Below are 24,730 nucleotides of genomic sequence, written 5' to 3'. Positions count from 1 at the left end.
GCTGGATAAAATTTTTTTCGTTTTCTCATATGCATCCCTCTTTAACTATCATTGTGCCTAAAAAATTCGATTGTTTTTTTATTTTTTACTTATGTTTCTGTTAAATTTTTTTATAATCGTTAAACGAGTCAAAAGCATACAAAAAAAACACAGAACAGGAAAGAAGTATTTCCTAACTATTCTGTGTCTTTTGATTGACTATGTTATTCAAGTATCTAGCGATAGTATGCTTCAATTTTACGACTTGGGATCAACCAAGTAACCAAAATCAAGACATTGACTATTAATACGGCGATGGGCGCGATCAAATATCCGAGAATCAATCCCACGACATTCAAACCAATAGATACGTAGGATTTACGATAATTACCAAACAACTCTTTGATAGATGCATTCTCGTCTTCCTCTGAGGCAACTAATGTCCTTGCTAACAAATAATACGTGAGATTCGCTCCTAATATCACTATACCATAGGTCATTTCAGGGACAAGACTGTTACTGTATTCGCTGATCCATGAAGTAACGAATGGAAACAGCGACAGGAAAAAAATAAAAAAGCTATTCACCCAGAGCACTCGCCCATTCACTTTGTGGACGGCTTGAAACAAATGATGGTGGTTATTCCAATAAATGCCCAGGGTAAAGAAACTAATGATATAAATAAAAAAACGTGGCGCAAGTGCAACTAGCGCTTCCAAGGTATCTGAGTGTGGTTCATGTAGCTCCAACACTAAAATCGTCATAATAATAGCAATCACGGCGTCTGTAAAGGCCTCTAGTCGATTTTTCGGCATGACTTTCCTCTCCTTTCGCTTCATTTTATTCGTAATAAGGGCAAAAAAGCAACCTTTTCACACCAAAGTAGCAAGTAGAAATCGGGCTCTGGGTGGAGGTTAAGTCAATCAATCCTTGCTATACTTACTATATAGAAAACAGCAAGCGTAACTTCTATTGAGAAGTTTATCAAACGAGAAAAGAGGCGATCATCATGCAAAAAAGAAATACGTTTCAAACAATCATTCTATTAGTGGTAGGTTTCGTCGTAGCTAGCTTTGTCCTCAATCTATTCGTTGGCGTGATCAGTGGTTTATTATGGTTAGGTATTAAATTGTTGATTCCGGCAGCCATTGCGATTTTGTTAGTCCGTTGGATCACTCGCACCACACAACAAAGAAAATATTACTAATACTATTTTCCTAAATGAAAAACAAAAAGAGGCAGAAAATTTCTGTCTCTTTTTTTTACTCTTTTAAATGATATATCATTTACCCTAATGCTACATCTAAGATCATCATGATAATAAAACCAGTCATAACACCAAAAACTGCATAGTGTCGTTTACTTGAAAGTGTTTGTTGCGCTTCAGGAATCAATTCCTCCACGACGACGTAAATCATTGCACCCGCAGCAAAAGCTAAGGCATAAGGCAGTAAGACTGCAACTTTTGTCACTAAGATTGCCCCGATGACTCCAGCAATCGGTTCAACCACTCCTGAAGCTTGCCCATAGACAAAGGCTTTTGTTCGACTTAATCCTTCTTGTCGGAGAGGAATCGAAACAGCCGCACCTTCTGGAAAGTTTTGAATACCAATCCCTAACGCCACAGAGATCGCTGCTAGCACCGCAGTCGTTGGATTATCTGCAGTTGCCGCTGCACCAAATGCAACACCTACTGCTAAACCTTCTGGAATATTATGCAAGGTAATGGAAAAGACAAGCAAAATCGTGCGTTTTAAATGTGTTGGTAAGCCTTCTTTTTCGTGTGCTGGACCAAAATGCATGTGCGGTAAGGTTTTGTCGGCAATGTATAAAAATAATCCCCCTAGCCCAAAACCAATACTCACCACAAGCCAAGCAATATCACCATTTTCTTCTGCTTTTGTGATTGCCGGATCTAATAAAGACCAAAAACTGGCGGCGATCATCACACCCGAAGCGAAACCTAACATCAAATTGAGTACATCTTTTTTGATTTCTTTAAAGAAAAAAACTAAGCCAGCCCCAAGCGCAGTCATAAAATAAGTAAACGCCGTACCCGTCAACGCTTGCTGCCAAGGTTCTAGCTTCAGTAACCAATCAACCATACAATTCCCCTTTCACCTTTTTATTCTTACTCTAGCATATTGCCAAAAATGTGACTACTATTCTACTATTAATCTGATGATCCTTTATTCTAAGCGGTTATCCCCTCACGTTTTTCCAATCATTCCCAAACCACTTATGGTAAAGATCATCAACGACTTGAACATTTGTAATCGTCATGTTTGGATCGACCACCGTATCTTGCTTCTTACCTGAGGAAAGTAAATCGGCGACATGACGGATCTCAAAGACAAATTCACTATCCATTGGAAAATCTTTTGTTAACACTTCTCCGTTGTTCATCTGGATCGTATAATGGTCTGTTTTCCAATAGTTAGGGATGATGATCGTGCCTTTTTCTCCAACGATGGTATACGTACTAGTAAAATCCATTTTTGTCGTAAGGAATAAACTGATGAAAAGGTCTTTCTTCTTCAGGTTGACCATACACTCTTCATCCGTCAGATCTTCTCCATGTTCTACACATAAGCCGTTATATTCATCAAATCCTGTACCAAATAAATATTGACTGACACTTAATGGGTAAGAGGCGTTGGAAATCAATACGCCACCTCCTTGTTCCATCTTCCAAAACCAAGGGATTTTTTCAGAACCCGGTCGAGCATCACGAATATCGACTAATTTTACTTGACCGATTTTTCCTGATGCAATGGTTTTTTTGACGTCTTCGATCGCAGGTAGAAATAGGGCTTTTTGTGCTTCCATGAGAAAAACCTTGTGCTCCTTAGCCAAGGCATAGAGTGCTTGTGCTTGCTCCGAATGTAGCGTAAAAGGCTTCTCTAAAAGCACATGTTTCTTTGCTTGGATCGCGGCTTTCGCGGCTGAAAAATGCAAGTGATTGATCAATGGAATATAAATCAGTTCTATCTCGTTGTCAGAAAGTAACGCTTCGTAACTGCCATACGCTTTTGGAATGCCTAACTCTGTGGCTAACTGTTGCGCCTTTTCTAAGCGACGTGTCGCAATCGCTACAGCTTGTGCCACGCCACTTTCTTTGATCCCTTCCACAACACGTGGCACGATCGAAGCACCGCTCATAATACCGATTTTCAGCATACTCTTCCTCCTAACATTTTGAATCCACTATAACATAGTTTCACACATGACTGGCAATTCACGCTACTTGGTTGAAAGTCGCTTTAGTTGGGCTTTTGATAAGGAAGATTTATACTTTAGACAATAAATATAATTTGTTTTTTTAGGGAGTGGATCAAAATGTCAACGATAAATGCCGGTATTGCCATGGTAAAAGTGCTTGAAAGCTGGGGAGTGGATCATATTTATGGGATTCCGGGTGGTTCGTTCAATTCCATTATGGATGCGTTGTACCATGAAAAAGACCAAATCGATTATATCCAAGTACGTCATGAAGAAGTGGGCGCGTTAGCTGCCGCAGCGGATGCCAAATTAACAGGAAAAGTCGGAGCTGTCTTTGGCTCAGCTGGTCCTGGAGCCACTCATTTGATCAACGGACTTTACGATGCTCAAATGGATCACGTCCCAGTTGTCGCCCTTTTAGGGCAAGTGGCTTCGACTTCTATGAATTATACTGCCTTTCAAGAATTAAATGAAAATCCAATTTTCGCTGATGTTAGTGTTTATAATCGGACAGTCATGACACCTGAAAGTTTACCTTATGTCGTTGATGAAGCGATCAAGGCAGCTTATGCACATCAAGGAGTCGCTGTTGTGACGATCCCCGTTGATTTTGGTTTTGAAGAAATCGAGTGGCAGGATGTTTCTAATGCTTCTACGTACAAAACAGGGGTGATCCTCCCTGAGATTGAAGACGTGAAAGCAGCCCTTCCTTATCTCGAACAAGCTCAAAAACCTGTCTTGTTCATCGGTCAAGGTGTTCGTCATGGCTATGATCAGATCAAGAAATTTACCGAATATTTCAAAATGCCCGTGGTTGCCTCTGTTTTAGCAAAAGGAATCGTGCCAGATGAAAACAAAAATTTTCTTGGATTTGCAGGTCGGGTAGCGACAAAACCTGCGAATGAAGCGTTAGCAGAAGCCGATTTGATTTTATTTGTAGGAAGTGACTTTCCTTTTGGGCGAACCTTTTTCAATCCAGAAGCTGCTTTTATCCAAGTCGATATTGATGCCGCCAAATTCGGCCGCCGTCATCACACCGATTTAGCTATTTTAGGTGATGGTAAAACAACGTTAGAAAAACTGATTGAATTGGGGAACGAACGCACAGAAAATGCTTGGTATCTAGCCAATCAAGAAAATCTTCGCAATTGGCGGCGTTGGTTAACGTCCTTTGAAGAACCCACGGAGCAATCGATTCGACCAGAAGCGGTCTATAAAGAAATCAACCGAATTGCCGAACGTGATGCTATTTTTGTGACAGATGTTGGAAATACGACCATTCATTCGATTCGTTTACTGAACATGACTGGTGAGCAGTTACACACTACTTCGGGTTGGTTTGCGACGATGGGAAATGGTATACCCGGCGGAATCGCTGCTAAATTAAGCTTTCCAGAGAGACAAGTCTTTACTTTGAGCGGAGACGGTGGTTTTGCCATGGTGATGCAAGATATCTTGACTCAAGTCAGCTATCAGTTGCCAATCATCAATGTCGTTTTCTCAAATGATTCATTCGGATTTATCGAAGCAGAACAAGAAGATACTGAACAACAAAAATTTGGTGTTTCCCTTGAACAAGCTGATTTTGGGAAAGCCTGCGAAGCCTTAGGTGCCGATGGCTTCACAATCACGCACTACGAACAATTACGCCCTGCCTTCGATGCTGCGGCGAAATCTGATCGACCAGTCGTGATCGATGTGAAAATCCCCAATAAACGTCCCTTACCTGTCGAAGACTTACACTTAGATCCAAGAAAGTATAGCGAAGAAGAAATTGAGGTCTTCAAAGAAAAATATGAAGTCCATGATATGCCTGTGCTTCATGAAATATATACGCAACACCTTTCTAAACAGTTATAAAAGTCCAGTAAACCACAACTTAGTGAGAAAAGATCCACCTCAAATTGATAGGATTTGAGGTGGATCTTTTTCAAATTTCATACACTTATTTTATTACTAATCATCTAAACGCATAAACAATCTGATTGATCCCAACCACCATAAAGTAAAAACCAACTAAAAAACTTAGCGTCAAGGCAGAAGATAAAGGATTGAATAATAAAATGATACCTAGTAAGATACCTAATACGTTGATGACCACTGTAAACCAATAATGTCCTTCGCTTATTCCTCTGAATAAATCAGCAGTAAATAAAGCTAATACTGAATCAATGATAAACCAAACAGCGAAGACAAATGGTAGTGCAACTACCCCAGCACCAATATTGAAAATGAAAAAGATCCCAATCAACAAATCAATGATCCCAATCACTATCGGCATCTTCCCTTTATATCCTGTCAGTTCTTTTACTCGACTACGTAGAAATAACTCAAATAATCCTTTTAGGATCGCAAAAATAGCAAATACAATAACGATAGCAACTAAGTTACCTACTGGATCGCGAAAAGAAATCAAGGAAACTAAAACAAATAGTATCCCCAAAACAAGTGAACCCCAATCAATTTTTCTACTTTCTTTCATTTTAATCCCTACTTTCTTCTAATCTATTTCTATCTTACGCCCCCATTTAAATAACTTCAAAAATTTAGCATTTATGAAAATGCTTTAGTTGTAAAAAAACGGTTTATCGCTTTTCTTCCTTTGATTGTTTCACGTGAAACGTAAAGAATTACTGATTTCCTTGAAACTTTCAACATTCCCCTATATAATTCTAGAAGACTTGGCAAATATTATAAACATAAAGTGAGGAAAAAAATTGATTACTGTAAATGATGTAAGTTTGCACTTTTCAGATCGCAAACTATTTGATGATGTTAATATAAAATTCACTCCCGGCAATTGTTATGGCTTAATTGGAGCAAATGGCGCAGGTAAATCAACATTCCTTAAAGTATTATCAGGTGACTTGCAACCTTCAACAGGCTCTGTCACATTAGGTCCAGATGAACGTATGGCTGTTTTGAAACAAAACCACTATGACTATGAAGAATATACTGTGATGGAAACAGTAATCATGGGTCATAAACGTTTATATGAAGTAATGAAAGAAAAAGATGCCATCTATATGAAAGAAGATTTCACAGATGAAGATGGGATTCGTGCGGCAGAATTAGAAGGCGAATTTGCAGAATTAAACGGATGGGAAGCAGAGCCAGAAGCAGCGGTTTTACTTCAAGGATTGAATATCCCTGAAGAGTTGCATCATCAATTGATGAGCGAATTAACTGGTGGCCAAAAAGTGAAAGTGTTGCTTGCACAAACGCTATTCGGTAAACCAGATGTTTTACTTTTAGATGAGCCGACAAACGGACTAGATATCCAATCGATCAACTGGTTAGAAGAATTTTTGATCGAATTTGAGAATACAGTGATCGTTGTTTCCCATGACCGTCACTTCTTGAATAAAGTATGTACCCATATGGCAGATTTAGACTTTGGAAAAATCAAGCTTTATGTAGGAAACTACGATTTCTGGTTAGAATCAAGCCAATTAGCAACTAAGTTACAAGCAAACGCCAATGCGAAAAAAGAAGAACAAATCAAAGAACTACAAGACTTTATCGCACGTTTCAGTGCAAATGCGTCAAAATCAAAACAAGCAACATCCCGTAAAAAAATGTTAGAAAAAATCACATTGGATGATATCCAACCTTCTTCACGTCGCTATCCTTTCGTTGGATTCAAACCAGAGCGTGAAATTGGAAATGACTTACTACAAGTAGAAAACGTTAGTGTGACAATAGATGGTAAAAAGATTTTAAATGATATATCATTCACATTGAACAAAGAAGATAAGGTAGCATTCGTCGCTGAAAACGATATAACAACTACAACCCTATTTAAAGTTATCATGGGCGATCTAACACCTGATACTGGTACTGTCCGTTGGGGTGTAACAACTAGCAATGCTTATCTACCAAAGGATACAACAAAAGAATTTGATACAGACTTAACGATCCTTGACTGGTTACGCCAATATGCAAGTAAAGAAGAAGATGACAACACCTTCTTACGAAGCTTCTTAGGTCGCATGTTGTTTTCTGGTGAAGAAGTATTAAAACCAGTAAATGTCCTTTCTGGGGGCGAAAAAGTGCGTTGCATGCTTTCTAAATTGATGCTTTCAAAAGCAAACGTCCTTGTCTTAGACGACCCAACGAATCATTTAGATTTAGAATCAATTACTGCGTTGAATGATGGTTTGATGGCATTTTCAGGTTCGATCCTATTTGCTTCTCATGACCACCAATTCATCCAAACGTTAGCAAATCGTATCATTGCTGTTTCTGATAAAGGCGTGATCGATCGTGCAGATACGACATATGATGAATTCTTAGAGAACAAAGACATCCAAAAACAATTAGAACAATTGTGGAACTAAATATTCCAAAAATAATTATAAAAATAGCTGTACAACGTGAGTACTCTTACGTTGTACAGCTGTTTTTTTTTTATCGACTCACACCCATTGAAAAGATGGCGATACACCCATAGCCTGTATGACTGGCGATCGTTGGTCCTAAGGGATAGAGTTTGATTTCTTTTGTTTTGATATTTTCTTCTAATAATTTTTTGGCTTTCTCAGCACTTTCTAGGTCTCCGGCATAAGCGATATACACCGTTTGTTCCAATGGAGCGACGATCGTTTTGACCGTTTCCTCCACGATTTTCTGAATGGATTTGTTTCTACCACGCACTTTATCGACATTCTTCAAATGACCACTTGGTTCAACGGTAATGATCGGCTTCACGCTTAACAGACTACCAATAGCAGCACTTGCTTTAGAGATGCGTCCTCCACGTTCTAAATGCTTTAAATCATCAACGGTTACCCAAGAATGAACTTTGAGGTAATTATTTTGTAACCAAGCCAATGTTTCTTCCAAAGAATAACCCGATTCTTTCAAACGAACAGCTTCTAATACAAGTAGTCCTTCCCCGATACTTGCGGCTTTCGTATCAAACACATGAACTTGCGGGTCCTCATAGGTTTCTTTCAATAATTCGACTGCTTGTAAGGCACTGCTGTAAGAACCACTCATGCCACTCGAAAAAGCAACGTACAAGACTGGGATACCTTTCTCCACATAGCTACGGAAGAACTCCAAATAGCGACCCACATTGATTTGTGAGGTCGTAGGCATTGCTCCTTCACGTAACTGTTGGATGTACCCTTCATAATCAAATGTTTTTCCCAGATCATCGATTCGTATTTCCTCACCAATCTGGATCTCCATGGATAAAAAATCAACATTTGCATTTGCCAACACTTGATAGGGCAGATCGCAACATGAATCTGTGACTATTTGATACATTCGTTCCAACTCCTTTTTTTCTCCACTTTTCATCGCAGTCTATTATAGCAAACTCCTTTAATTTTAAATAACTTCAGCTCTTATATTCGTTGTACTTGGTACAAGCCAATCAAGCGAACGCTTAAATGAACACAATCAGTCTAAAACAACAGTCACATTCATTTTTGTGTGTCGCCCTAAAACCGATAAATAATGGCAACAGGAGTAATCTCTTGGGAAATAAAGCGACAACCACAAAAATTAGAAAAACAATTTTCGTGGTTGTCGCTTTATTTCTCGAAGCTAAACACTTCTGTCCCGATTTCATTTATTTCTCGTGATTTCAGTGGTCCACTCATTCTTAAAAGAATGTTCCTGTTAGCGAATCATCACTGAAAGGCTTAGATTTGCGCCCACACGCTTTCTAAGATATTTGTTTGGTTTCGGTCAGGACCTACTGAAAATGTTGAAATACGCACGCCTACAAGCTCTGAGATACGTCTTACATAGTTACGAGCATTTTCTGGTAATTCAGCTAGTGTACGACAAGCAGTAATGTCTTCTGACCAACCTGGCAATTCTTCGTAGATTGGTTTGCAACGGTTCAATTCTTTCAAACTCGCTGGATAATGATAGATTCGTTCACCGTCTAATTCGTATGCTGTACAGATTTTCACTGTTTCTAAACCGCTCAAGACATCGATCGAATTCAATGATAGATTCGTGATACCTGACACACGTTTTGAGTGACGCATCACGACTGTATCAAACCAGCCGACACGACGTGGACGTCCAGTAGTTGTACCATATTCGCGACCGACTTCACGAATTTGTTGACCTGTTTCATCAAACAATTCAGTAGGGAATGGGCCATCTCCCACACGTGAAGTGTAAGCTTTACATACACCGACCACTTTATTGATTTTTGAAGGTCCGACACCACTACCGATCGTCACACCACCAGCCACTGGATTCGATGAGGTAACAAACGGATACGTTCCTTGATCGATATCCAACATCACACCTTGTGCGCCTTCAAATAAAACACGTTTTCCTGCATCTAACGCATCATTTAAGATAACTGATGTATCCGTCACGTATTGTTTGATTTGTTGGCCATATTCGTAGTATTCTTCAAAGATTTCTTCAAATTCAATTGGCTCTGAATCGAACATTTTCACAAATTGACGGTTTTTATCGTCTAGATTCACTCGTAAACGCTCTTCAAAAATTTCTTTATCTAATAAATCGGCTACACGGATACCGACACGAGCGGCTTTGTCCATATAAGCAGGGCCGATCCCTTTGATGGTCGTACCGATTTTATTTTCTCCTTTTGCATCTTCTTGCAATTGGTCTAATTTGATATGATACGGTAAAATCACATGCGCACGATCAGAAATACGTAGATTATCTGTCGTCACATTTTTTTCATGTAAATAAGCCAATTCTTTGACTAAAGATTTCGGATTGACTACCACACCATTCCCGATCACGCTGATTTTATCTTTGTAAAAAATCCCCGAAGGAATCAAGTGCAGTTTATACGTAACACCATCGAATTTAATTGTGTGTCCCGCATTGTCGCCACCTTGGTACCGTGCGATCACTTCAGCATTTTCACTAAGAAAGTCAGTAATTTTTCCTTTCCCTTCGTCGCCCCATTGTGTACCCACTACTACTACAGATGACATTTGAACACCTCATTTAATATTATTTAATCCTGAATTATTGTAACAATACTTCAAACTTTATTCAACTAAAATCGAATGATATTTAATATATTTTAGAGAAAACGTTTAAAAAGCGAACATTATAATTTTCTATGTTCCATTGGTTACTAACAAGTAGGCGCCTGACCTGACTGAGTTTGAAAAAACATCTCCGGACATTCGTCCTCTCGCACCACCAAAAATCGAATAAACGGTGGGAATAGAAATAACCTCTTTGAAAAATAAAGCGCCAGCCACAAAAATTTGAAGAACAATTTTCGTGGCTGGCACCTTATTTCTCGAGGCTAAACACTTCTGTCCCGACCTCGATGTTTGATTTATTCAGATTTATTCGTCCTAATATTCTTCTCGCGGAGAAAGCGAGGAAAATTTATTGTATTCTTTGATAAAGAGCAATTCGACCGTTCCCCTTGCTCCACTCCGGTTTTTTTCAATGATGACTTCGATCACATTATCGTTTTGTGATTCTGGCGCATCACCATCTTCGCCACCTTCTCGTTCGTAGTAATCATCACGATATAAGAATGCCACGATATCCGCATCCTGCTCGATCGAACCAGACTCACGGATATCACTTAAGACAGGTCGTTTATCTTGACGTTGTTCCACTCCACGAGAAAGCTGGGAAAGAGCAATGACGGGAACTTTTAATTCTTTCGCTAGTTTTTTCAATTGACGTGAGATATCGGATACTTCTTGTTGACGGTTTTCTTTCCCATTTCCTTCGATCAACTGCAAGTAATCGATGAGTATCAAACCTAGATTTCCTTTTTCTTGTGCAAGTTTCCGACATTTTGCTCGTATCTCAGAGATTTTGATCCCTGGTGTATCATCAATAAAGATATTTGCTTTCGATAAACTACCCATCGCAACAATCAAATTGGACCATTCTTCTTCGGACAGCTGTCCCGTACGTAAGTGACTCGCTTCAATCGAACCTTCCGCACAAAGCATCCGGTTGACCAGTGATTCTGCCCCCATCTCTAGACTGAAGATCGCTACAGAACGATCCGTTTTTGTACCAACATTTTGAGCAATATTCAAGGCAAAGGCTGTTTTCCCTACTGCCGGACGTGCAGCCAAAATAATTAGCTCTTCTGCTTGGAAGCCAGCAGTCATTTTATCTAATCCTTGGTAACCAGTTGGCAAACCTGTGATCTCTTCATTGTTTTGCGCGAGTTGGTCAATATTTTCAATCGTAGAATTCAAGACTTCCGCAATGGATAAGAACCCGCTACGGTTACGTTTTTCTGATACTTCAAGAATGCTACGTTCCGCATCATCTAAGATGGATTGGACTTCTTCTCCTTGTTCAAATCCTCTAGTAACGATCCCTGTTGCTGTTTGGATCAAATTACGGAGCAATGATTTTTCTTCCACGATTTTTGCGTAGTAGACGATGTTCGCTGCCGTTGGTACAGCTAAAGCTAAATCAGATAAGTAACTGACTCCACCAGCATCTTCCAAGAGATTTCGTTGCTCCAAACGATCTTTGACGGTCACGACATCAATCGCTTCACTACGGTCATTCAATTCGATCATGATTTCAAAAATGATTTGATGTCCCCGACGATAAAAATCTTTCGGTTCTATGTACTCCATGGCATCGATGATCGTTTCAGCGTCTAGAAAAACAGAACCTAGAACCGCTTGCTCAGCTTCAATATTTTGCGGTGGAATTCGATCCTGCCACACTTCACTCATATTCTATCGCTCCTTGCTTTCAATTGCTTCATTTTACAAGAAAATGGCAGAAAAGTCATCCCTAAAATGAACATCTGTTCCAAAAGCTCTTCCTTCGAAAATAGGCCGCAAAAGTCAAAAATAATCGAAAGCGATTTTTGTCCTCTGCGGCTGATTTATCGAAGTGATTTCGTCACATGTTCTTTTCGTTTATTCAGAGACAACGTGTACCTTGATCGTTGCAGTTACTTCATGGTGTAGTTTCACAGGTACGTTGGTATAGCCTAACGTACGAATTGGGTTATTCAACTCAATTTTACGTTTGTCTAATTTTACTTTGTATTGCTTATTCAAGCCTTCAGCGATTTGTTTTGATGGGATCGAGCCAAACAAACGGCTGTCTTCTCCTGCTTTGGCTTTTAATTCAACGACAGTTTCTTCTTTTTCAAGAAATTCTTTTAATTTTTTGGCTTCTTCAAGGATTTCTGCTTCTTGTTTTTCTTGGGCTTTTTTCTGTCCTTCTAGCTGACTGATACTGCTTTTATTTGCTTCTTTTGCTAGATTGTTCTTGATCAAATAATTTTGTGCATAGCCTGTAGGCACTTCTTTGACATCGCCTTTTTTGCCTTTGCCTTTGACATCTTGTAAGAAAATGACTTTCATCTAATCTACTCCTTTTTATATAATTGTTGCATATTTTCTTGGATAGCAGCGAGCAGTTGTTGTTTTGCTTCTTCTACAGTCACATTTTCCAGTTGTGTTGCCGCATTGGTGAAATGTCCGCCACCGCCTAAGGATTCCATGATCAATTGGACATTGATCGTTCCTGTGCTGCGGGCACTGATACCAACTAAGCCATCCGTCCGTTTCGTAATGACGAAAGCGCCGTTGATATTGACCATTGAGAGCAACGTATCTGCTGTTTTTGCTGCGATAACACTATTATACTCTTTTTCATCCGTCCCTGCTGCCACCACAATATCCTCCGTCACTTGTTCATTGTGGGCGATCAAGTGGCTGATTTCTAAATAAGTGGCTAAATCAGAGCTCAATAAATATTGTACTAAGGATGCGTCCGCACTACAAGTCTTTAAATAGCTTGCAACATCGAACGTACGTGCTGTCGTTCGCACATTGAAGTTATTCGTATCAACGGTCATGCCAGCTAACAACAACGTCGCCTCTAAACGGCTGATCCGATTGGTTCGGCTACTTTGGTATTGGATCAATTCTGTGACTAATTCAGAGGCAGAAGACGCAGAAGATTCAATATACGTTAAGAGCGGTTTGCTTGGAAACTCTTCGCCTCGACGATGATGGTCAATGATCACGATCTTATCAAATTGCTCGTAAAGGCTCTGAGAGATCGATAGCGATGGTTTATGGTAATCGACCATTACGAGTAGATCTTTGTCTTTCTTAAGCTCCATTGCGCGTTCTGGCGTAATCAATTGCATCTCCAACTCTGGTTCTTTATGGATTTCTGTTAAACAGCGTTCCACATCTGGAATGATTTCTTTTTCATCGATGACGATATAGGCTTTTTTCTGATTGAAGCGCGCCAGACAACTGACTCCAACGGCTGAACCGATAGCGTCCATATCAGGGAAGCGATGCCCCATAATAAATACATCGCCTGTTTCATCAAAAATTTTGCGTAAAGCAGTACTCATCGCCCGTGAACGAACGCGCGTACGTTTGATGGTCGTTGCTGATTTCCCACCATAGTAAGTAGGTTTCGCTCCTTCACGAACTTCTTTCACCACGACCTGATCCCCACCACGAACCAAAGCGATATCTAAGTTATTTTGAGCTTCGCTACCGATTTCTTCTAGTGTTTGTTGTCCATAGGCAATTCCCATACTAAGGGTCAACGGATGATTTTGTCTTTCAGCTTCTGCGCGTAAGCGATCTAAGAGATCAAATTTCTTATCCATCATTTTCTTTAAGTCACTCATCTGTCCAAAAAAGAAAAAGCGCTCTGAATTGATTCGTTTAAAAAACACATGATATTCATTCATCCAGTCAGAAATCAGTGTCGTAATGAAGGAGTTCAAATAAGAAACTTCTTTTTCATCCAATTTATCGACCGTATCTGCATAGTTATCGATTGAAAGAATCCCGATGATTGGCTGGCTATTCACTTGATGGATCTTCAGTAGTTGGTTCTGGGTCACGTCAATAAAGTAAACGACCCCTTTCACCGTATCCAATTCAAATTGAAACGTTTTGTCAGCTAAATAGACTTGATTTTTCTTTTTTTCTTTTGCTGAAAAAAAAGTTTCTAACAAGTCTGCTTCCAATAAAGAGCTTTGATCTTTCACATTCAATGCGAAAGGATTCAGCCAATCAATGGTTTGTGTCGCTGGTTGGTAAGAGATGATCCCGACTGGCATGATCTCCGAAACATAATTCAAATTGGATTCCGCAACTGTGGAAGCTTGTTGGATCTTGTCACGATTCCTTAGAGTCAACCACCGTTTCATCTTTAAACCATAACGAATACAAAATAGATTCACGATCAGGATGAACAACGCACTGATCAAGCGAAATGGCATCAATAATACAACCAAAACTTCTGCAAGGATCAATAAAAGAATGAGCAGAGGGCTCGGGCTTACTTTTATTTTTTCTTTATCCATGTCTTTCCTCCCGTAACTGATTAGCCTAATTTTACCATAACTCATGTCATGTAAGCGACTAAACACCTGAATGGAACAAAAAGAGGAAGTCACGACAGTAGTCATAACTTCCTCTGTAATGGTTTGAAACGATTGGGTATTCCTACAGAATCATTCCTAAAGCGAATTATTCTTCGCCAACGAATGGTAGTAATCCCATGATACGTGCGCGTTTGATTGCAATCGTAATTTTACGTTGGTTTTTAGCGCCTGTACCTGTTACACGACGTGGCAAAATTTTACCACGTTCTGAGATAAATCTTTTTAGTAATTCGATATCTTTATAATCGATATATTCAATATGGTTAGCAGCGATATAGTCTACTTTACGACGTTTACGTCCGCCTCTTCTTTGTTGTGCCATTCTATTTCCCTCCTATCAAATTCGTTTAGAATGGTAAATCATCGTCTGAAATGTCGATCGTTGAGCTTGATCCAAATGGATCAGAAGAATCACGATCAAAATCAGGCATACCGTTGGATGATTGAGATGTTTGATTATAGTTATTGTTTCCGCCGTTTCCGCCAAAATTATTTGTCGATTGACCAGTGTCTTGGTAGCCACCGCTTTGTTGACGGTTTTCAGATGCTGCACGACTTTCCAATAATTGGAAGTTTTCAGCAACTACTTCTGTTACGTACACACGTTGTCCTTGTTGATTATCATAAGAACGCGTTTGAATACGACCAGTTACACCTAAAAGAGTTCCTTTATGTGCATAGTTTGCTAGTGTTTCTGCTGATTTTCGCCAAATCACACAATTAATAAAATCCGCCTCACGGTTGCCGTTTTGGCTCGTGAAGTTACGATTGACAGCTAAAGTGAACGTTGCTACAGCAGTGCCACTTGATGTATATCGTAAATCTGGATCTTTTGTCAGACGTCCAACTAGTACAACGTTATTAATCAAAATGGTCATCTCCTCTCATCGTTTGATTGTTCCATGTGAAACAATAATTAAGCTTCTTCTTTTACGATCATGTGACGAACGATATCGTCATTGATTTTAGCAAGACGATCAAACTCGTTGATTGCATCTGCTGATGATGGAGAAGATACTTTAACGATGTGATAGATACCTTCACGGTAACCGTTCATTTCGTATGCTAAACGGCGTTTTTCCCAATCTTTTGATTCGATAACTTCAGCTCCGTTATCTTTCAAGATTGAATCGAAACGTTCGATTAAAGCAGTTTTTGCTTCTTCATCAATGTTTGGACGAATAATATACATGATTTCATATTTCGTGTTTTCCATTGATTTTTCACCTCCCTATGGACTTTCGGCTCTCAGCTTTCCCAAGAGCAAGGAGAGTTTTCTAATAAATTAGACTACTCACAATCCTCAATTATACACGCAACGCACTAAAAAAGCAAGCTGCTGTTCTTTGTTTTCCAAATTTTTCTTTTGAGACGACCAAAAACTCCCAAAGATAGTTTTACCTATTCTTGGGAGTTTTGATTTTAGACGTTCACTTTTGTTTTACGCCTATTTTCTATTCTTCTGTATGATCTGTTTCCACATCAACTGTCTCTGCTTCGACAACCGTTTCTTCCGCAGGTTCTGGTTCTACTGCTGCCATGGTCACCACTTTCGTTTCTGCTTCCATCTTGATCAAGCGCACGCCTAGCGTTGCCCGACCTGTCTGAGAAACCGTTGAAACGTTGAAGCGGATGATGACACCTTTGTCTGTGATCAACATAATATCTTCTTCGCCTGTCACCGTCGTCAATCCAGCTAATGGACCATTTTTCTCAGTGATATTCGCAGTTTTGATCCCTTTACCCCCACGTCCTTTGACAGGGTACTCAGAAACCTTGGTACGTTTTCCATAACCTTTTTCTGTGATGATCAAGACTTCATGATCCTCATTCATCAAGGCTGCTCCAACGACGTAATCGTCTTCTCTCAAACGAACCCCACGAACCCCAGAGGCTGTACGTCCCATATCACGAACGGCATCTTCTGCAAAAGTCACAGAATAGCCATCGTGTGTACCAATGATGATGTTTGATTGGCCATCAGTCAATAAGACGTTGACCAATTCATCATTTTCTTTCAAACCAATCGCAATCAACCCATTGCTACGGATATTGGCAAAAGCAGTGACAGTCGTACGTTTGACTGTCCCTTGTCGCGTAGTAAAGAACAAGTAATGTCCTTCCTCTGCTTCACCAGTTACTGCGATGATGGCTTGGATCTTCTCACTTGAATCAATGCCAAGTAAATTGATGATCGGAATCCCTTTTGCTGTACGTCCGTACTCTGGGATCTCGTATCCTTTCGCACGATACACTTTTCCGTTATTGGTAAAGAACAGCAATGTATCATGTGTGGAGCAAGAAACAAGATTTTTCACGAAATCATCGTTATGAACACCCATTCCTTGGATGCCTCGACCCCCACGACGTTGTGCGCGGAATTCGTTGTTGGCTAAACGTTTGATATAGCCATTATTCGTCAATGTGATCACGATTTCTTCTTCTTCGATTAAATCTTCGTCTTCTAAACTCAAGACTTCACCGACCAGTAATTCTGTACGACGTTTGTCGCCAAATCGTTGACTCAATTCAGCAAGTTCGGTTTGAATGATTTCTGTTACCCGTTCAGGGCGAGCAAGAATATCAGCTAAATCTTCAATGAGTTTCAATAATTCTTGGTATTCATTTTCGATTTTTTCTCTTTCCAAACCAGTCAAACGGCGTAAACGCATATCTAAGATTGCTTGCGATTGACGGTCAGAAAGATCGAAGCGTTCGATCATCGCGTTTTTCGCTTCTTCATCTGATTTGGACCCACGAATGATCGCGATGATTTCATCAATATGATCTAAGGCGATTCGTAGTCCTTCTAAGATATGTGCTCTTGCTTCTGCTTTATCTTTTTCAAAGACCGTACGACGTGTAATAACTTCGCGTTGGTGTTCGATATAATTTTCAAGGATTTGCTTCAAGCTTAGAACTTTCGGTACGCCTTTTTCGATCGCTAACATATTGAAACCAAATGAGTTTTGTAAGGATGTCAATTTGTAGAGATTGTTCAAAATGACAGAGGCACTCGCGTCACGACGCACATCGATCACGATACGCATTCCTTCACGAGAAGATTCATCTCTTAGATCCGTGATCCCTTCAATTCGTTTGTCACGGTGCAATTCTGAAATTCGCTCAATCAATTTCGCTTTATTGACCATATATGGCAATTCAGTGACTAAGATCCGCTCTTTTCCATTTGGCATTTCCGTGATTTCTACTTTTGCTCGAACAGTGATTGAACCTTTTCCTGTTTCATACGCTCGACGAATGCCGGATTTCCCCATGACTAATCCGCCAGTAGGAAAATCAGGCCCAGGTAAGACTTCCATCAATTCATTGGTTGTCACATCTGGATTTTCCATCAATAGATCAATCGCTGCTACAACTTCTGTCAGATTATGTGGGGGAATATTCGTCGCCATTCCGACTGCGATCCCTGTCGTACCATTGACTAGCAAGTTAGGAAAACGTGCCGGTAAGACAACTGGTTCTTTTTCCGTATCATCATAGTTGCTTTGGAAATCGACCGTATTTTTATTGATATCACGTAACATTTCTGTCGCGATCTTACTCATTCTGGCTTCAGTATAACGCATCGCAGCTGCGCCATCTCCATCAACTGACCCAAAGTTTCCATGACCATCTACTAACATGTAGCGATAGCTAAAAGGCTGCGCCATCCGAACCATTGACTCATAGATCGCACTGTCACCATGGGGATGGTATTTACCCATGACGTCCCCCACGATTCTGGCTGATTTCTTGTGTGCTTTGTCTGGTGTGACACCTAGTTCATTCATCCCATATAAAATACGGCGGTGAACTGGTTTTAATCCATCTCTAACATCTGGTAGAGCCCGAGCGACAATGACACTCATGGCGTAATCTATGAAGGAGTCTTTCATTTCGCTAGTTAGATTGACATCATGGATGTTTTCTCTGATTTCTTCACTCATTTTTCTTCCTCCTTCATGATTAAATATCTAGATTTTTAACATAGTGAGCATTTTCTTCAATGAATGCACGGCGAGGTTCCACTCGATCGCCCATCAACATTTCAAACACTTCATCGGCAGCAATCGCATCATCTACACTGACACGAGCCATCATACGTTTGCTTGGGTCCATCGTCGTTTCCCATAGTTGATGATCATCCATCTCACCAAGCCCTTTGTATCGTTGAACACTTGGTTTTGGTGTTGCTGGTAGTGATTCGATGACTTTTCTCAACTCTTCTTCGGCATTTTTCCCTGGTTGGACATATGTGATTTTCTTTCCTTGTTTAACGCCATATAGCGGTGGTTGCGCGATATAAACATAGCCGGCTTCCACGATTGGGCGCATATAACGATAAAAGAGCGTCAATAGCAACGTACGAATGTGGGCACCATCGACATCGGCATCGGTCATGATGACTAATTTATGGTAACGTGCTTTGGACACGTCGAAATCTTCACCAAACCCTGTCCCCATCGCTGTAAACAGTGAGCGAATTTCTTCGTTGGCTAAAATTTTATCCATACTTGCTTTTTCAACGTTCAAGATTTTCCCACGGATCGGTAAAATCGCTTGAAATTCACGGCTTCGTCCTTGCTTTGCTGAACCACCGGCTGAATCTCCTTCGACGATGAACAATTCACTTTTTTCAGGATCATTGCTGGAACAATCGGCTAATTTACCAGGTAGATTACTGATTTCCAATGCTCCTTTTCTCCGCGTCACTTCACGCGCGCGTTTAGCCGCTAAGCGGGCTCTAGAGGCAAGTAATCCTTTTTCAACGATCTGACGGCCCACACTTGGGTTTTCCAATAAGAATTTCATGAAATGCTCACTGAACAAACGATCAGTGACCGTACGTACTTCTGAGTTTCCTAATTTTGTTTTCGTTTGTCCTTCAAACTGAGGATCTGGATGCTTGATCGAAATGACTGCTGTCAATCCTTCACGCACATCTTCACCTGTTAAATTATCATCATTTTCTTTCATCAATTTTTGCTTACGTGCATAATCATTGATGACCCGTGTCAAAGCTGTCTTAAATCCTGATTCATGTGTTCCGCCTTCGTACGTATGGATATTGTTGGCAAAGCTCATGATATTGGAATGATAACCGTCTGTATATTGCATCGAAACTTCGACAGTGATTTCTTGTTGCTCCCCTTCTAAATAAACAGGTTCTGGGAAAATCACTGTTTTGCTCGCATTTAAATATTCGACGTAGCTTTTGATTCCACCGTCATAATGGTATTCTTTCACGACAGGCTTTTCTTCGCGACGATCTTCAATTGAGATTTTCATCCCACGATTCAAGAAAGCCAGCTCACGAATACGAGTCGCCAATTTATTAAAGTCGAAAGTTGTCGTTTCTGTAAAAATTTCTGGGTCTGGGATGAAGTGAACGGTCGTTCCACTTAAATCAGTGTCACCGATGACTTTCAAATCATCGACTACCGCCCCACGACGATATTCTTGGTAATAGATCTTGCCATCTTTGTACACTTTGACATCTAATAGTGTCGACAGTGCATTCACAACGGACGAACCAACCCCATGAAGACCACCGGATACTTTGTAGCCGCCTCCGCCAAATTTACCACCCGCATGCAAGACAGTAAAAACTGTTTCTACAGCTGGACGACCGGTCTTCGCTTGGATATCGACCGGAATCCCACGACCATCATCGATGACAGTGATACTGTTGTCTTCCTCAATGATGACTTGGATCTTTGTCGCAAATCCTGCCAAGACTTCATCAATCGAATTATCGACGATTTCCCATACTAAGTGGTGAAGTCCTTCTGAACTTGTTGAACCAATGTACATCCCCGGACGTTTCCGAACGGCTTCAAGACCTTCAAGCACTTGAATCTGACTGGCATCATATTCTTTTGCGCGCTCGACTAAACTTCTTTCTTCTGTCATGTATGTTTATTCTCCTTTTATTTCTCCCTGCTGAACATAAAAAATCTCAGGTTCAACAGTCATTTTATTTTTAACGTGATCCAGGGAGGTAGTAGTTAAGAATGTCTGTACTTTCCCTTCGATCGTTTCAAGTAAATGGAGTTGACGCTGGTCGTCTAACTCACTCATTACATCATCCAGTAATAGGATCGGATACTCGCCTGTTTCTTCTTTGATCAAATCGATTTCTGCTAATTTGACACTTAATGCCGTTGTTCGCTGTTGACCTTGAGAACCAAAATTTTGCACGTTTTTTTCATTGACAAAAAAAGAAAGGTCATCTCGATGGGGACCCACAGTCGTTGTCCCTCGAAAGAGATCTTTCTTTTTGTTTTGTTCGAGCAACGTTAAAAATTGTGACTGGATCTCTTGAACTGTCATAGTGTCTAAAGAAGAGAGGGCGGTCACATATTCGATTGCCAACTGTTCTCTTTGATGCGTGATTTGTTGATGTAAAGAATTTGCCCAATATTCTAAACGCTTGATAAACTGCGCTCTTGCCTTTAGTACTTTGCTACCAAATTCTGCTAGTTGTTCAGATAAAATATCAAGATAAAGTAAATCCGTTTGTTTTTTCTCATTCAATTGCTTCAAATATTGATTTCTCTGCTTTAGGATTGCTTGATATTGGACAAGATCGTAAAGATAGATTGGATTGATCTGACCTAATTCCATATCTAAAAATTTGCGTCGGATCTGTGGGCTTCCTTTCACTAAAGAAAGATCTTCAGGAGCAAATAAAATGACGTTCAATTGTCCAACATAACTACTCAACTTCTTTTGTTCGATATGATTGATCTTTGTTTTTCGTCCTTTTTTAGACAGTTGGATCTCTAACGGAATCTTAGAGGTTCCTCTTGTGATCTCCCCTTGGATCATCGACTGCTCATCGTTCCATCCAATCAACTCTTGTTCACTATTTGTACGATGACTTCTTGTCATTGCAAGCACATAAATACTTTCCAAAAGATTCGTTTTTCCTTGGGCATTTTCTCCTAAAAAAATCACGAGGTTTTTGGAAAAATCAATTTGCAATTCTTGATAGTTTCGATAATTTTTGAGGTGCAGCTTATTCAGCCTCATTATCGTTATTCCCTTTTTTTACCATAAAAAAAGTTCCTGCTTCTGGAACTTCGATCATCATACCGGGATAAAGCTTTCGTCCACGACGATTTTCTGGCTCGCCATCAACCAAAACCGTGTTTTCTGCTAAATACCATTTTGCTTGTCCACCACTGCCGATGACTGTGACTTCTTTCAGCATTTGACCCAACGTCATAAACTCAGTTTTTAGAATGACTTGTTGTTTCACTCTTCATCCCTCATTTTCATTATTAAAAGTATACTTTATTATACCCTTTTTTTCGCAAGAAAACAAATTTATCCATATATTTTTCCATATGAGCGGATTTAAATGAAAAAAGGTGATTTGAACAAAAAGAAACAGAAAGCCTTAAAATTGATTTTAGGGCCTTCTGTTTAAAATGGTTTATTTTTCAGTTTATTTTCAATTAGTATTTTAGTTTGTGCGTACTGGAGTGATCAATTGGATGAATTGTACCCCATCTTCCGTTGGTTCTAACGTAAATGGACGAATGGCAGAAATGAATTTTACTTTGATACTCATATCGCCAAATGCACGCAAAGCAGCTTTCATATAGTCCGGATTAAAGGAAATATCCAGCGGATCACCGGTGCTAGTCGTATAGTTCAAGCTTTCTTCTACTTTTCCGATTTCAGGAGAATTACCGTATAGAACAACAGAATCAGGCTGGATCGACAAACGAACGATATTGTTGCGTCCTTCATGTGAGAGCAAAGAGGCACGCTCAATCGCTGCTAAAAAGCTTGGGACAGAAAATTCCACTTCGGTATTGAAACTTGAAGGAATCAAACGATTCGTATCGGGATAATTCCCTTCTAACAAGCGTGAATAAAAATACATATTTTCAGTTTTGAACAATACTTGGTTTTCCATAATACTGATTTCTACGATTTCTTCTTCATTTGTCAATGAACGTGATAATTCAGTCAAACTTTTTCCAGGAATCACGATATCGAATTGATCAGCTGATTGTTCGATCGGGATCACTCGTTGACTCAAACGATGTGAGTCAGTTGCTACTGCTAATAACGAGTTGTCTTTCAAAATGAAATGGACACCTGTAAGAATTGGGCGACTTTCATGTTGAGAAACAGCAAACACTGTTTCATTGATCAATTTTGTCAATACATGTACAGGCAATTTCATCTGGTTGTGACTCTCTACAACAGGAAGATGAGGGTAATTATCCGCATCTAACCCATTCACTAAGAAATTCGCTTTCCCTGAAGTAATGGCCACTTGTTTGTTTTCTAACACTTCTAGCGTAAAGGTTTCTTCGGGCAATCGACGAATGATTTCACTGAAGAAGCGAGCTTGTAGAACAATAGCTCCTGTTGCTTCAATTTGCATTTGCGCTTTTTCATTTTCAACAGATAGAAATGTCTCAATTGAAATGTCTGCATTACTACCTGTTAAAGTCAGTCCTTCTTGATTGAGGGTGATTTTAACCCCAGTCAAAATAGGAATTGTCGTTTTACTTGAAATCGCACGCTGAACAGTTTGCAATTCTTGCATAAATGTTGCGCGGTTTAAGGTTACTTTCATTGTAGATCTCCTTTGCCATATATTTATTTTATTATTAGTAAATAAAGTAATAAAAGTATTAGGTACTGTTGATACTGTGGAAAACTATAAAAATGCTAGAAGAGAAAAGAAAAAACAGCTGTGGAAAATATGTGCATAACTTTTGAATGATTTCTAATTTTATCCACAAGGTGTTTTTCTTTCTATCAAGCATCTTTTTAGTTTAATAGGAAATTTTTGATTTCTGATACTTCATTTTGCATGCTGACACTTGAATCGATCAGCTGCTGGATTTTTTCGTGCGCATGGATGACAGTTGTATGATCTTTTCCACCAAATTCAGCGCCGATTTTAGGAAGCGAGCTATCGGTTAATTCCCGAGCCAAGTACATAGCGATTTGACGAGGAACAACGATCGATTTGACGCGTTTCTTTCCTTTTAGATCCTTTAATTGGATATGATAATACTTTGCAACTTCTTCTTGGATCTGCAAAATCGAGAGTTGCGGGTGACCTTTACCAGATTTCAATGTCTTTAAAGCATCAGCAGCTAAACTAGTTGATATATCTTCACTGTTCATCGTAGCAAACGCTTGAACACGTACAAGAGCGCCTTCTAGTTCACGAATGTTGGAATCGATTTGTCCCGCAATATAACTTAAGGTATCATCGGGGATCTCTAAGCGCTCTGCTGCGGCTTTTTTTCTCAAAATAGCTGTTCTTGTTTCTAGGTCAGGTGGCGTGATATCTACTGAAAGCCCCCAAGCAAAGCGAGAAACGAGACGTTCCTGCAATTTTGGGATTTCGTTTGGTAAACGATCACTCGTTAGGACGATTTGTTTTCCTTCATTGTAAAGCGCATTGAAGGTATGGAAAAATTCTTCTTGAGTTGCTTCTTTCTCAGCAAAAAATTGAATATCATCGACTAATAGTAGGTCGACATTTCGATATTCTTGGCGAAATTCTTCGGCCGTTTTATTTTGGATCGAATTGATAAAATCATTGGCAAACGTCTCACTGCTTACATATTTGACCTTCGCATTTGGTTGACTTAACAACATTTGATGACCAATCGCGTGCATCAAGTGAGTCTTACCAAGTCCGACCCCACCGTAGAAGAACAATGGATTATAGATCGAACCAGGATCTTCAGCGACGACCAAGGCAGCGGCATGAGCCATCTGGTTACCTTTTCCGATTACAAATGTATCGAAGGTATACTTAGGATTCAACATCGCTTTTTTGATTGGTGTGATTGGGGGAACTTTCATTGTTTTGATTTCTTCTACTTCTTCTTGTTCCGCTTCTTCACCGGTCACAAAACGTGGAATGATTTCTTTTCCCGTTAACATGTAGCCGACCTCAACAATCTTTGTTGCGAGATTTTTTTCCCAATATTCCTTATGGATCTTGCTTGGAACAGTCACCACTAATTGGCTTTGTTCTAAGGATTTAGGTTGTGCTGTCTCGATCCAAGTATTGTAACTTGCTGGAGACAGTTCTTTTTGATAAGTCGTTTTTAATTCAGTCCATAAAGCATCGAGGGATACCAT

21 protein-coding genes are annotated in these 24,730 nt (G+C 39.8%); 3 read left to right on the top strand and 18 right to left on the bottom strand.

Translation table 11 applies throughout. The features are described 5' to 3' along the window. Positions 1-215 precede the first annotated feature (215 nt). On the bottom strand, positions 216-794 hold the full coding sequence (locus IGJ14_RS00105) for a TMEM175 family protein (protein ID WP_023518863.1): 579 nt from the start codon (positions 792-794) through the stop codon (positions 216-218). A 194-nt stretch (positions 795-988) separates the two neighbouring features. On the opposite strand from IGJ14_RS00105, the gene IGJ14_RS00100 reads away from it, so the two are divergent. Further along, complete coding sequence (locus IGJ14_RS00100) at positions 989-1,186, top strand: hypothetical protein (protein WP_019722680.1); 198 nt, start codon at positions 989-991, stop codon at positions 1,184-1,186. Between the two features lie 79 nt (positions 1,187-1,265). On the opposite strand, the gene IGJ14_RS00095 is transcribed toward IGJ14_RS00100, so the two are convergent. Both IGJ14_RS00095 and IGJ14_RS00090 read right to left on the bottom strand, forming a co-directional pair. Continuing rightward, entirely contained in the window at positions 1,266-2,084 is an 819-nt protein-coding gene (locus IGJ14_RS00095) for a ZIP family metal transporter (protein ID WP_019722681.1), read from the bottom strand. A 97-nt stretch (positions 2,085-2,181) separates the two neighbouring features. Then, positions 2,182-3,159: a Gfo/Idh/MocA family protein gene (locus tag IGJ14_RS00090; RefSeq protein WP_019722682.1), complete on the bottom strand. Its 978-nt coding sequence runs from the start codon at positions 3,157-3,159 to the stop codon at positions 2,182-2,184. Positions 3,160-3,318: 159 nt separating this feature from the next. Here IGJ14_RS00090 and spxB point away from each other — a divergent pair, with 159 nt between their 5' ends. After that, positions 3,319-5,061, top strand: coding sequence for a pyruvate oxidase (spxB, locus tag IGJ14_RS00085; protein ID WP_019722683.1), 1,743 nt, complete (start codon positions 3,319-3,321; stop codon positions 5,059-5,061). A 100-nt stretch (positions 5,062-5,161) separates the two neighbouring features. On the opposite strand, the gene IGJ14_RS00080 is transcribed toward spxB, so the two are convergent. After that, positions 5,162-5,683 (bottom strand): HdeD family acid-resistance protein, encoded by a 522-nt coding sequence (locus IGJ14_RS00080; protein WP_019722684.1) that lies wholly within the window; start codon positions 5,681-5,683, stop codon positions 5,162-5,164. 235 nt (positions 5,684-5,918) lie between these two features. Between IGJ14_RS00080 and IGJ14_RS00075 the strand changes: the two genes are divergently transcribed. After that, positions 5,919-7,541, top strand: a complete 1,623-nt coding sequence (locus IGJ14_RS00075) for an ABC-F family ATP-binding cassette domain-containing protein (protein WP_029594258.1) — start codon at positions 5,919-5,921, stop codon at positions 7,539-7,541. 70 nt (positions 7,542-7,611) lie between these two features. Here the strand turns inward: IGJ14_RS00075 and IGJ14_RS00070 are convergent, their stop codons facing one another. The 14 genes from IGJ14_RS00070 to dnaA form a co-directional block, all read right to left on the bottom strand. Further along, a complete protein-coding gene (locus tag IGJ14_RS00070) occupies positions 7,612-8,475 on the bottom strand; it encodes a DegV family protein (protein WP_010734550.1) in 864 nt (287 codons plus the stop codon). Between the two features lie 380 nt (positions 8,476-8,855). Further along, positions 8,856-10,148, bottom strand: a complete 1,293-nt coding sequence (locus tag IGJ14_RS00065; RefSeq protein ID WP_010734551.1) for an adenylosuccinate synthase — start codon at positions 10,146-10,148, stop codon at positions 8,856-8,858. A 375-nt stretch (positions 10,149-10,523) separates the two neighbouring features. Next, positions 10,524-11,891 carry a replicative DNA helicase gene (dnaB, locus tag IGJ14_RS00060; RefSeq protein WP_430608106.1) on the bottom strand — a complete coding sequence of 456 codons (1,368 nt, stop codon included), beginning with the start codon at positions 11,889-11,891 and terminating at the stop codon, positions 10,524-10,526. A gap of 189 nt (positions 11,892-12,080) precedes the next feature. Next, entirely contained in the window at positions 12,081-12,533 is a 453-nt protein-coding gene (rplI, locus tag IGJ14_RS00055; RefSeq protein ID WP_010734553.1) for a 50S ribosomal protein L9, read from the bottom strand. 5 nt (positions 12,534-12,538) lie between these two features. Further along, the gene (locus IGJ14_RS00050) at positions 12,539-14,512 is read right to left on the bottom strand and encodes a DHH family phosphoesterase (protein WP_019723038.1); all 1,974 of its coding nucleotides are present in this window, start codon (positions 14,510-14,512) and stop codon (positions 12,539-12,541) included. A gap of 166 nt (positions 14,513-14,678) precedes the next feature. Next, entirely contained in the window at positions 14,679-14,915 is a 237-nt protein-coding gene (gene rpsR / locus IGJ14_RS00045) for a 30S ribosomal protein S18 (RefSeq protein WP_010734555.1), read from the bottom strand. Between the two features lie 25 nt (positions 14,916-14,940). Next, positions 14,941-15,462: a single-stranded DNA-binding protein gene (gene ssb, locus IGJ14_RS00040; protein WP_010734556.1), complete on the bottom strand. Its 522-nt coding sequence runs from the start codon at positions 15,460-15,462 to the stop codon at positions 14,941-14,943. 47 nt (positions 15,463-15,509) lie between these two features. Then, positions 15,510-15,809: a 30S ribosomal protein S6 gene (gene rpsF / locus IGJ14_RS00035; protein WP_019723039.1), complete on the bottom strand. Its 300-nt coding sequence runs from the start codon at positions 15,807-15,809 to the stop codon at positions 15,510-15,512. A gap of 238 nt (positions 15,810-16,047) precedes the next feature. Next, a complete protein-coding gene (gene gyrA / locus IGJ14_RS00030; protein ID WP_019723040.1) occupies positions 16,048-18,543 on the bottom strand; it encodes a DNA gyrase subunit A in 2,496 nt (831 codons plus the stop codon). Positions 18,544-18,562: 19 nt separating this feature from the next. Continuing rightward, positions 18,563-20,509: a DNA topoisomerase (ATP-hydrolyzing) subunit B gene (gene gyrB / locus IGJ14_RS00025; RefSeq protein WP_010734559.1), complete on the bottom strand. Its 1,947-nt coding sequence runs from the start codon at positions 20,507-20,509 to the stop codon at positions 18,563-18,565. Positions 20,510-20,515: 6 nt separating this feature from the next. Further along, positions 20,516-21,631 carry a DNA replication/repair protein RecF gene (recF, locus tag IGJ14_RS00020; RefSeq protein ID WP_010734560.1) on the bottom strand — a complete coding sequence of 372 codons (1,116 nt, stop codon included), beginning with the start codon at positions 21,629-21,631 and terminating at the stop codon, positions 20,516-20,518. Next, positions 21,618-21,860 carry a S4 domain-containing protein YaaA gene (yaaA, locus tag IGJ14_RS00015; protein ID WP_019723041.1) on the bottom strand — a complete coding sequence of 81 codons (243 nt, stop codon included), beginning with the start codon at positions 21,858-21,860 and terminating at the stop codon, positions 21,618-21,620. The genes recF and yaaA overlap by 14 nt, the downstream gene beginning before the upstream one ends. A gap of 207 nt (positions 21,861-22,067) precedes the next feature. Further along, positions 22,068-23,198, bottom strand: a complete 1,131-nt coding sequence (dnaN, locus tag IGJ14_RS00010) for a DNA polymerase III subunit beta (protein WP_019723042.1) — start codon at positions 23,196-23,198, stop codon at positions 22,068-22,070. A gap of 197 nt (positions 23,199-23,395) precedes the next feature. After that, entirely contained in the window at positions 23,396-24,730 is a 1,335-nt protein-coding gene (gene dnaA, locus IGJ14_RS00005; protein WP_023518857.1) for a chromosomal replication initiator protein DnaA, read from the bottom strand.

Source organism: Enterococcus sp. DIV1304_2 (assembly GCF_050555445.1).
Taxonomy (GTDB): domain Bacteria; phylum Bacillota; class Bacilli; order Lactobacillales; family Enterococcaceae; genus Enterococcus_B; species Enterococcus_B pernyi.
Note: the sequence above shows the minus strand (reverse complement) of the source record. Positions and strands in the feature narration are given on the sequence as shown.